This is a genomic window from Pseudarthrobacter arbutini (assembly GCF_054510915.1).
This window is the reverse complement of record NZ_JBTNDQ010000030.1, coordinates 1-10,842: the sequence shown is the minus strand read 5'-3', so window position 1 is coordinate 10,842 and position 10,842 is coordinate 1. Positions and strand designations below refer to the sequence as shown.

6 protein-coding genes are annotated in these 10,842 nt (G+C 59.1%); 3 read left to right on the top strand and 3 right to left on the bottom strand.

Features of this window, described 5'->3' with window-relative positions; all coding sequences use genetic code 11:
• Positions 1–731: 731 nt before the first annotated feature.
• Genes ACX80V_RS21730 through ACX80V_RS21720 form a run of 3 tightly spaced genes read right to left on the bottom strand, consistent with a single transcriptional unit; the run spans position 732 to position 4,475 of the window.
• Positions 732–1,646 (bottom strand): ATP-grasp domain-containing protein, encoded by a 915-nt coding sequence (locus ACX80V_RS21730; RefSeq protein ID WP_485844892.1) that lies wholly within the window; start codon positions 1,644–1,646, stop codon positions 732–734.
• Complete coding sequence (locus ACX80V_RS21725) at positions 1,643–2,527, bottom strand: hypothetical protein (RefSeq protein ID WP_485844891.1); 885 nt, start codon at positions 2,525–2,527, stop codon at positions 1,643–1,645. Before ACX80V_RS21725 ends, ACX80V_RS21730 begins: the two co-directional genes overlap by 4 nt.
• Positions 2,528–2,534: 7 nt before the next feature.
• Positions 2,535–4,475 (bottom strand): M6 family metalloprotease domain-containing protein, encoded by a 1,941-nt coding sequence (locus tag ACX80V_RS21720; protein WP_485844890.1) that lies wholly within the window; start codon positions 4,473–4,475, stop codon positions 2,535–2,537.
• 1,160 nt (positions 4,476–5,635) lie between these two features.
• On the opposite strand from ACX80V_RS21720, the gene ACX80V_RS21715 reads away from it, so the two are divergent.
• From ACX80V_RS21715 to ACX80V_RS21705, 3 genes are all read left to right on the top strand, one after another.
• Positions 5,636–5,782: a hypothetical protein gene (locus ACX80V_RS21715; RefSeq protein ID WP_485844889.1), complete on the top strand. Its 147-nt coding sequence runs from the start codon at positions 5,636–5,638 to the stop codon at positions 5,780–5,782.
• 1,161 nt (positions 5,783–6,943) lie between these two features.
• The gene (locus tag ACX80V_RS21710; protein ID WP_485844888.1) at positions 6,944–7,651 is read left to right on the top strand and encodes an AfsR/SARP family transcriptional regulator; all 708 of its coding nucleotides are present in this window, start codon (positions 6,944–6,946) and stop codon (positions 7,649–7,651) included.
• Positions 7,652–9,343: 1,692 nt separating this feature from the next.
• Positions 9,344–10,468: a hypothetical protein gene (locus ACX80V_RS21705; protein WP_485844887.1), complete on the top strand. Its 1,125-nt coding sequence runs from the start codon at positions 9,344–9,346 to the stop codon at positions 10,466–10,468.
• The last annotated feature ends 374 nt before the right edge of the window (positions 10,469–10,842 follow it).

Here is a 10,842-nt window from a genome sequence, read left to right as displayed (position 1 = left end):
GGCTAGATCACGGCCTCAACGAACCATAGAACCACGGCGTCAGCAGGCGACCACAAGCACATTTTCAGCCCGGAACGGGCGTCCCGCAAGGGACAAAAAGGCTAGATCTCCTGGACCGAGGACGCAGCAGACGCTACCGTTCGCCGAGCAAACATTCCTGTTGCGCTGGATGGCAGATATCGGCAGATATGACCTAAGGGTTGACACCGTCACCAACATAGAGAGGTCCTTCCGGAATGGGTCGGACGTAAAGCAATCGCTGCCTAGGAAGCCAAAGGTTATTGTTTTGTCGACGAATGATAGTTCACGCTCGATAGAGTCGATGTCGCTCGCGTTCTTAAGTTCCTTACGTTCCGTAGGAATCCTAAGCAGCGCGAACTGTTTAGTGGCTTATGCCGCCAGGCGGTTGCCCGCCGTTCCTGGGCGCCTGGGGGGAGGCAGTTGCTTTTAAGACGATTCGGTGTGGTCCCACGACTTCGGCCTCTGCAGTCCACACGGGCTGGGCCGCGAGTTCATCGATGAGGCCAGGCGGGATGATCGCCGTGTATTCCCGCCCGCCTGCCTCGCTGAGCAGGTCACGCCACCCTGGTAGCGCGGTTGTCCGATCGATGCGGACCAGAAAGCTCGACCACCCCAAGGAGGGTCCAGGCTTAGACGGGCCGAGCGGGGTGCACTGCACCCAGGACCGGTTTGCGATCGCTTGGACCATACTGCTACCCCGCCTCCGCCGCTCAGGCCGCGTCTCGTCCAGCCAGCCAAGTTGCCAAGGAACGGGCAATTGGCAGCCCCGTGGGCTCTTCGAAACAATTGTAGGCCGGGGAGGGGTTGACCTCGAAGCACCACCAACTATCGTCGCTGTCCCGGTGCAAGTCGATGCCGGCGAGCGGAAGGTCCAGAGCTTGGGACAGCGCGACGCAGCGCTCCTGGACGGCGGCGGGCAGTTCGACGGCCCGCATGCCAGCGGAAGGCCCTCCGTCGGCGTAGCGGTAGTCGATGGTCGCCGAGTCCACTTCGCATGCATGGACTTCTCTGCCGACGACGTGGACCCGGACATTGACACCCGTAAGCATGCGCTGAAATTGGGTGGGCAGTGCCCGCACGCGTTCCAGGTCGTCGAACCGCCGCCCGGTCAGTTCGTGAACAATGGACCGTACTCCGCTGATCGACTTGTAAATGATCCGTCCGTGGTGCGCGTGGAAGGCACGCACAGCCTCCGGGTCGCTGGTCACGATCGTTTCCGGAACGCCGAACCCCAGGGCTCGGATCAGCGCCGCCTGATACGGCTTGGAGCTGTTGCTGGTCATCGATCTGGGACGGTTGGCCACCCTCAACGAGGCGACGTCGCTCCACGATGCCAGCAGGGCCACGGAAGCTACCCGCCGCGCTTCGCGCAGCGGGTCCGGGCGAAGGCCTGCAATACTGGGGGCTGTCAGACGCAGGTAAAGGCCGGTCGCCTCTGAGAGATCAACCCTGTTCCCCAGATGAAGTGCGTGCGCCGCGACCTGCCCCTGGTCGATGCTGACCTCAAGCTGCCAGTCTTGGGCCCGTTCCTCGTCCAGCAACACCACTTCGACACCCAGCTCCGCCGCCCGGGAGAGAAGCAGTTCAACGGGCCCCTCCGTAGGGCTACCCGCGACGACGATCACGCGATCGCCTTTCTCGAGTGCTGGAAAGCCTTCCGTTCGAGATGTGCAGCCATCGCTTCCACGTGGGCCGCCGACCTTAGTAGGGGCACAGGATTCACGCTAAGGACGAGGATTCGGCCTGACGGATCGGCCGAGCGGGCCAGACCAATCTCGGCGACCTCGAGGTCCAGCGCATGGACAAGGTCGATGAGCGGGCCCCGCAACGCGGACGGCCCCAGCGCCTCGTCGCCAGCGACGAGGACCCTGCGTCGCTCGGGACGTATCTCTTCGACCCACCCCGCAGGTGCAGCCAGAGGTGGCCCGTCAGCGGCACGGAGGGAGTCCACATCGGTTGGCACCAAGCCGCCCACCCACCTGCGCCGCTCGAGAGCCGGACGACGGGTCGGCCGGCTCCTGGCGCCGTCGGCAGCGAGCAGTACATCGGGCGTCGCAAGCCCGACGGAGGCACATGCATGCGCGGTGAGCACGATGTCGGGCGATGTGCCGCAGAGGGCTCCCGGCATGGGTCGATTCACCACGACGTCGCGTCTGCTCCAGAGCCAGGACAGGCCGAAGGCGTGGATCTCCGCCGCCGCATACTCGGAATCCGCCGTCCTGTCGAAAGGTCCTGCGCACAGGGTCGCGGCGCGGCAGAGAATTGCGTTGAAGGGTCCCACAAGCTGAACCGCTTCAGCGGGAGAGACGCTGCTGTTGACCGCATCCGCCCAACTTTGACTTTCACCCGGGTGCCCCGACTCCGGATAGTGGGTCACCGGGCCTCTGGAGAGGGCCGACGGGTCGACCAAGGTAACGGTACACGCACCGCGGCGCCGCAGGAGGGCGGCTACTGCCGCTGCACCCACGTCGCCGCGGTCCGCAATGACGAGAACCGACAGGGACACCGGAGGCCTACTGGGGAGGCAGGGAATCGAAGTTGATCTTGGCCTCGGCAGAGCCTCCCTCCATCTGGGACCGGAGCGGCCCCAAGTCTGGGCCGCCGATGCTTTGTCCCAGTTCGGGGCGCTCAGCGGAGCCGATGAATGGCTCGCTGCCGCTCTCTCCGTCCCCGCCCCACGGTTGGCCCGCGCCGGCGCCCGTGAGGGTCTCGATGACGGTTTGCATCGCTGCCTCCAGCGCCTCCAGGCGTGCGGAGACATCGTAGCCGGAACCCGCATAAGCGGTCCTCTGCTCCCAGCCAGCGGGCATCCCCTGTCCGGGGACCGGCTGCACCTGGCCGTCGGCGAACTTATTCTCACCCAGCTTGTCGGTGAACTTGTTTTCGCGGATTTCCTTGAAGTCCTTTTCCTTGAACTCCTTGAACTCCTTGAACTCTTTCTCCTTGATCTCCTTGAATTCTTCCTTGAACTCCTTCGGACGTTCTTTGAGGAGTTCCTTGAGTTCCTTCGGGCGTTCCTTGCGGAGTTCCTTGATCTCCTTGCCTTCCTTGATGGGCTTGATACTGCACCGGACCCCGAACCTGACGGTCATCGCCGGCGACGCCGCCGGAATGTTCGTTATCGAAACACATGTGTCTGAACCTGCGTACGATTTACTGTTCGGCGTCGTGGTTGACGTCAAGGAAGCGTTGTTGGCATTGCCAGGATACGGGTCCCCGGCATCGCCGCGGTTGACGTTGTTCTCAAGGTCTTTGCTGCCGTCAGCCTGCAACAACGCAACCTTGTAGTGCGCCTCGTTGCTGTTGGAAGCTATGGCATCGTCGATGTGCCAAACAAGCAGTCCGGACCCGGGCAAGGACTGGTCATATCCCGCCGTCTGGCGGTTTTCCACCAAGAAGTACTCGTTGCCGCCCGCACCGTTCTTCCAGAGGCGGTAGGCCGTTCGGCTCGCCTTTATGTCGTTGACGGTGACCGACGCGTTGCTGGCCTGCGCCACCACGCTGATCCACCCTTGGGTAGCCTTGCACCAGGCCGACGGGTGGGTAGGGCGATCACCGTTCAATCCCCAGGAGCCGCCACCCATCAGGCACCAGTTCCCGACGCCTTCGGAGGAACCGTCGTCGTCGTAGAGATCCGGCCAGCCAAAGATGAGGTGGCCCAGCTCATGGGCGGAAACACCGATTCTTGCGTCCTCGGGGATCGTCAGATAGGCGAACACCTTGACGCCGTCGACGGTGCGTTCGGCGGGCAGGACCCACTTGTGCGACCAGATATCGCCCGCACTCCCGGACTGCTCGGCACCGCGGCCGGCATGGACGACGATGTAAGCGTCGACGTATCCGTTGCCGTCGTTGTCATAGGGCAAGAAGTTCACATCGGCGTTCGCGGCAGACAAGGCGTCGTTTGCGAGCGTGCGGGCATTCGGTGTGGCTGGCTGAGTGCCGTTGTCGGCGCCGGCATAAGCCGCAAGCGTCCTGGGCATCCTATATGGACCCACGACCTCACCCTCCATAGTGATCAGGCCACCTGAGACGTCCGCGAAGTACTCTCGCACGCTGCCGTTGGCCAACTCTCCCGTGGAGAAGAAGAGCTGCCGGAACCGGTCGAGAGCTCCTGCCGGCATGGCTCGGTCCGAAAAGTCGGCCAAAACGACGACGACCCTGACCGCGCCCCGGAGAGGGGCACGTTCCAATGCGGCTCGCTGCGCCACCGCAGCTGTAGTTCCGGTCGGGTAGTACGTGCCCGGGTATATAAGTCCGTCATTGAGACCCACCTGCCTGGGCCTTTTCAACGCCAGATGCTGCCCCAGGAACTGGGGGGCTCGTTGGCGCAGCCGTTGGAACTGGTCCTTCAGCTTCTCGTTTAGCTCCGGGTCAGGGGCGACGACGCAGAGGTCCTCGACGTGGTGTGCCCGAATGGTGAGTGGACGCGGTGCACCGTCTTTACATTTCATAATGCAATCTCCCAAGATCACTAGGACGATTCCCTTGGCATTGGGCCTGTTGCAGTGGCTACCGTTTATGTCGAAAGTCCGGATGGGAAATCCCGATAGCGCCTCTGACAACCAGCTAGGCAGCCCTTTCACTCCATAGCTTGGCTGAGCACGGCTTTAGCCTAGCCACGCAGCATTACTGGAGCGTTACCACCATAATTGCGCCCCTCGAACGTCCCACCGTGCGGGTACCTAAATTAGGAGCGAGTCCTCCTCGAAGCTGGTGGTCTCTGACCACATACCTCGATGAGGCCGATTGTTGTAGGCGAGGACAACTGGTTGGGTCCTAGGCCAGGCACGTCATGGGCGAAGGGGAGCAACGATCGGGCAAACCTAATGGATTTCAGTCGCGGGCCTAACTCAACTGGCCCGGGTGCCGCCCCTGGTTGTTTCAACGGGGCGACAGCTCGCCGCCACGGGGGCCGGGCAGTGAGCTGACGAAAGGCGTGCCGAGGGTACTTCGGCACGCGTGTTCGCTGGCCATGGCAAGTGCCGTTGCTTCTTTCCAAATTTGCAACGGCTATATTCGCTGAGCTTTCACTCGCCAGGCCGACTGCTGAGGCTGGATATGCATTCGTAAGAAACGCCGGCGTTTGGCCGAGACGATTAACAGTGCCCGGCTGCCTTTTCGTAGCCCGGTCCTGTTGGCAGGACGAGGGGCTAATGGCTGTCAGACTGGTTCTGCCACGGGGAGCAGTCGTTTGACGGGGTCGTGCGGCCCGGGCGTATGACGACCCGCTGCTGCTGCAGTCTACTATTTCTGCATGGGGACTTCTGAGTTACCACCATTATCCTTAGGGGCGGACGATCCCGTCGGGTGGTGGATGTCCCCGGCAGCAAACCCGGCTTCTCGAGTTGTCGTCTTCGTACGCGGGTCGGTGGCAGAGCGACATCAACATGGAATCAATTCGCGGATTGCCACGGGGACGGGCCCCTGGTGGACGGGATCAGACCGTCTTTTCGTCGGATATTACTCGCGAAGAGACGGAATTAAAAGTGTAGCGGATCGCCTTAGACGGAATCTGCCGCAGTTCTACCCGACGCCGTACCCGCCAGCGATGGTCTTAGATGGGATACCAGTCCTAGACGACATTTCTTCCCCCTACCAAGAACAGATTATCGTGGGCCATTCGCTGGGCGGATTGATCGTTCGTCATGCGGTGGTTGAAGAATCGGACGAATGGATCAAAACCGGCAGGCTGCGCCGAGACCACTTCTTCTGGTCCACCTTGATGTCGGGGGCATATGCCGCTCAAGATTTTTGGTGAGGACAGTTTCCGGCGCCGTTCGCAGATACATGGGCGCGGGTTTCAGGCGGAGCGAGCGATAGGTGCACTTAGTGCAGGACCGTCATGCCGCCGAATTTAGAATAGATGTCATCATTCGGACACGTGGTGGCGTAGCCGTGGGGAAGTATGCCGCGTTGTCATTTGTTGTCCGCATTCCGGTCTCCGCGAGTGGTGCATTTGATGTTCTTGTTTCCGGTGTTGTTCGCTTCGACTTGCCCGTGGCCGGTAACGATGAGGACCTCGATCCCTTTCCACCATCAACGGCGCCTATTCGTCTTCTGCTGTCGGGTAGCCTCAACCGAGGCCTTGAGCTCATCTTTCACGGCGACGGCGTCGGGGAGGGACCCGGTGCTGAGAAGCACCCTCAGTTGTACATCACGGGAGAGGGCTCCGGCCTCATGGTCCCGCAGGGCAAACGCGGATAGGAGCCGAAGCTCGGTTTGGCCCTCCTGCGGAAGTAATAAAGTGCTAAGCAAACCTTATGTTACGGCCCACGTGTGGTGCCCACCCAATGAAAGCCATGGAGGCTCCCAAGAGCCACAATAGAAAAAGTCATCCAGGCCGTAGCTGCGGCGATTCTCGTGCTGCTGCCTTAGCAGCAGTACCATGGTGGTCACGCGCAGAAAGGGCAGCGATGGGGTTGCAGGAATGCAAAGGCCAACAGGATGACTTTGCTCTCGGCGAATAGCACTGTATCGCCCTTCGTATTTTTCCAGGGCCAGAGAACTAGTGTGAACACACGAGACCTGGAACGAACAGCAGGCTGGGCACCCCCAATATGGTCAACACGTCGGGCTCGACCAGCACCGAGAACTTCAAAGCTTGGGATTTTACGATCATCGTCGGCGTGTTATCCGCCTCATCCGTCGCTCGCGGGCTCAAGATGCGGCGGGCAGGCCTGGAGCGGCAGCCACGAACTCTTTTCCAATTCCCTCGAGTCCGCCGGAATTCTCAGGGAGCCGGGTTCCAGGGCTCGTCCGGCCGGCCAGTTAGCTGTGCTCAAGGCTGCACCGGATACTGCTGTTCATTTCCGCATGCAACTGCCAGATGACGTTGATCATTGACATCCTTCACGAAAGTCCGGATCCTCGTTCCTAGATCTATCCCAGATCTCTAAAGCCACTGGATTTGGGGGTAACCATGGGCAACGGTGACTATGGTGATTTTCAACTAAGCCTTTTTCGGTCATGGAAACTTCTTTCGGGCACCAGTACGGTGCACGTCGCAGCGCGGCAACAACGTTTGATCACGGCGCTGGCTATAAATGGCCCATGCCCCCGGAGATATCTGATCGGACTGCTTTGGCCGGAGCATTCTGAGCCGCGAGCCATGGAAAGCCTGCGGGTGAGCGTGCATCTCATCACAAGGCAGGTGCCTGGCCTGTTGATCAATGGCGGGGCCGTGCTTTCACTCAGCGAACTGGCGGACGTCGACCTTCACCGCGTCCGGTCGCAAATTCAGCATCTGAGCCAAGTCGGGCTCAACGGCAATGCTGCTTCATGGCTTCACGAGTTACGTCATGCAGAATTGCTCCCCGGCTGGTACGAAGACTGGATCATTTTTGAGCAGACGCGGCTTAGGCAGGATCGTCTGCACGCCCTTCTCGTCATCGCCCGCGAGTCCCTGGCACGCTCCGACTGGGAGGTTGCAGTAGAAGCCTCCGAGGCAGCATTGGAACTTGAACCCCTCTACGAACGAGCGGTCGGACTTCTAATTCAGGCTGAGCGGCAGCAGGGTAACAACGCCTCAGCACTTCAAGCCTTCGAGAGGTATCAAGCCCAGCTCAGGGCGGAAATGGGAATTGCTCCATCGGAGACAATTCGAAGGCTTGTTGCAGACGTTCGGTGAAGCGCAACTGAAACGGAATGATAGACACGTTCAAGGACCGACTGAACCGTAGACGTTCAATGGGCTCGGGTCAAAGCCACAAGCTACTCCCCATGCTCGAGGACAGTTATGCTTGGGAGTTTCTGGGCACGGTTCCGGCAATCTTGCTTCTTAGCTTCCGATCCCGGTGTTTCTAGACTTCGTCCGGGGGAGCCAGGCTGGGCAAAGAGCCACTGACGCACGACACTCAGGGCCTCGTCAGGATCGGCAGCGACGACCGTGGCGGGATCATCGTCCGGATCTTGGCTATAGGTTACTCTGGCTCGGAAACTGGGTACCTGATCCGGCTCGTGCCAGGTACGGATGACTAGCGTGCCCATGGGCGGCGTCCCCGAATCTGTCTCGTCTTGAGCGGGGATTCCTGGCGGACGATCATCGCTTGTCATGTCATTTCACCTTTCATTCAGTCTGCGACCATCCACATGCTGGAAGATCGCGACTCTCCAATGCCCGGGCCCGCCTCGGCTGTCCGGAAACAGTGACTTGGGCATCTCTGCCAAGGAAGGCCTGAGAACCGGCATTCGCCGGATACCTTTGATCCTGCTGTACAGGAATCAGGAATCCACCAATGTTCGCAAAAGTCTTGCTCAGGATTGCCCGCCCTAAAAAAATTCGCCGGGATACAATGACGCCGTGTCATCGTAGGGTGCATATGTGACAAATGTAGTCATATATGTACCGACTCCGCAAACTGAGTTGAATACTCCCGGACGGACGATCATCGATTGGCATTTCAACTTTCTCTCAATCAGCGACCACCCGCTCGGTGGAAGATCGGGAACTTCCACCGCCGAGTCCGCCTCGTTTATGAGCTGGCAGCAGCATTGGGGTGTTCGGACATGGGAAGGTGATTCAGGAACCAGCCTACGTTTGCCAATGGTTTGCTCAAGGTCGCTGAGACGGAGGTGGCTCAACAGGGGCTAATGCTATGGGCCATCAACGAATGGAAACCTTGGCGGTAACGCGGTGGTAACGCGCCAAGTGCTCGAATGAATCAGGTCTCAGATGCTGTTTCCGATGGTGCTCAACGGCACGCAGCAGGCTTTCGAGATGCCGTGCTCTGCCTACGAGTTTAGCGATCACCCGGCTCCAAGCAGGTGGGTTGCACTATGGATACCGGGTCGGGAGAAGGTCGTGAGGGAACAAAGGGCGCGTCAGAGACCGACCGAGAATATTGAGCAGCGGCAGTTAGCTATCAAGCAGTTCTTGCGACAGGAGCGACCTCGTCGGAACAGGCTTGTCGCCACAAGTTTCGTTGGTAGCGCGCTGGCTGCGACCTTCACTGCAGGGCCTGGCTTTGGCGGGACTAAGTTCGCCGCGGGGGTACAGGGAGCTCTGTTGTTGGCACAAAGTTCCAAAAGTTTGGCAGGCGCTCTGTCTGGCAGCAATGCTCTTGTCGCCCGGGTGGCGTCTCTGATCGGATCGACCGGATTCTGGAGACGCTGCAGAAGGCACTCCTGGTCCCCTCGGTATCGCGAATGGTCGGAGAGTCCGTTCAGCAGACAGTAACTGAGGATTCCCATGGGAATACTCTCCGACTATAAAGTGAATTCCTCAAACGAGGAGGATGGGGTCCCCATTCGTTCGATTGATATCAAGCTAAGTCTTCTCCGGCACTACCAGCGATAAATGTAGAATAGAGAAAGAAAGACCGTGGTTACTTTCATTCGTATAGATGATAGTGGATTCATCGGAGATCGCGTCGCTGCGATTAATTTGCTGTCTTTTGGCGCCTTCTCCGTGACCGCCGCACGTACGCACGGCTCACTAGGAGTCGAGAGCATATTGAAATTGTGGCATTGGCAAACAGGGAACGGCGTCATTCTCGTTGGGGAAAGCAGCGATATCGCTTCCGGCATCCCTGCTCTCATCTCACGGTCATCCGACGTCTCGCTGGCATCCAAGGTGAACAATATAGTTACCGCAGTGCGGGATCGCGAAGGCAATCTTGTGCTGGCATCTTGGCAGACGGAGCTCTTAGAACAAGACCTCAGGCGTATGTCGGACAGTGGAAATCAAGGCGGACCCGCTGAATTTGTTAATATTCGAAGCGTCAGCAGTCCGAACACAACCGCAGACTTCGTCACGAGCATCAAGGATGCTTCAGGAAATCTCCGCCTCATCGCCTGGAAAATAGACGATGTCACGGGACGATTGACTCGTCTCGGCGACAGCAAGGGACAGGGCGATCCTGTCGACTTAGTAGATGCTACCGTGCTCGACAATATCGTCATCTCTGCGATCAGAACCACCAGCGGAAATCTCAAGATTATTAGTTGGCTCATTTCGCCCGATGGCTCACATATTGATCCCGTGGCACACAGCGGAGAACAGGAAAAGGGCATTTCTGAAATCACCATCGCCGGTTCAATTTCTTCCGAAAAAACCATGCACGGCGCCGTGGTTACTGCGGTTCGAGACGGCGCGGAGAACCTAAAGCTAATTCATTGGCTCATCGCACCGGGCGGTACAACAATTGAACGCGGCGACGACATCGTAGAAGATAGACAACACACGATTTCAATCACGCAGTATAATAGTTCTCGGTACGTGACTGTGTCTGAAGGTCACTTTGGTGGCTTGCGTCTATTCGCCTTTGACATTGACGACGCGGGAAAGTTCCACCGGACTGGTGAACTGATGAATGACAATCGCCATGGCCCCAACGGCCATCACTCCATTGTTACCAACAATGCCGCGACAGGCGACCTTACTACCGTATTCCACCATCAACGCTCTTCCAAACAAATGGTGGTAGCCTGGAAATTGGAGGAGTAATTCGGTTCTCCTGCTTCCGTTGTTTAATTCTGGCCCGGGAGCACCGTTTGGGGTCACCGACGTGATGGGCGGGCCGCCGGGTTTGGCCGGTTCCCTGATGATGTGTCGCGGGAGGACCTGGAACGCTTTGCTGGTTGGGCGATGCCGATCTGTCGATAGTCGGCCGGCGCCGGGTGTCATTATTCGAAGTCGACCGCACCGGATCATGCGTACGTGAACACTCAGGTGTTCGAAGTCCCCTGCACGAACCTGCATTCAGCGCTGGCAGATCTAGCCTTTTTGTCCCTTGCGGGACGCCCGTTCCGGGCTGAAAATGTGCTTGTGGTCGCCTGCTGACGCCGTGGTTCTATGGTTCGTTGAGGCCGTGATCTAGC

Coding starts and splice junctions, on each gene's coding strand:
- ACX80V_RS21720 (WP_485844890.1), bottom strand. CDS start 4,475: ATGAAATGTAAAGACGGTGCACCGCGTCCACTCACCATTCGGGCACAC.
- ACX80V_RS21710 (WP_485844888.1), top strand. CDS start 6,944: ATGGGCAACGGTGACTATGGTGATTTTCAACTAAGCCTTTTTCGGTCA.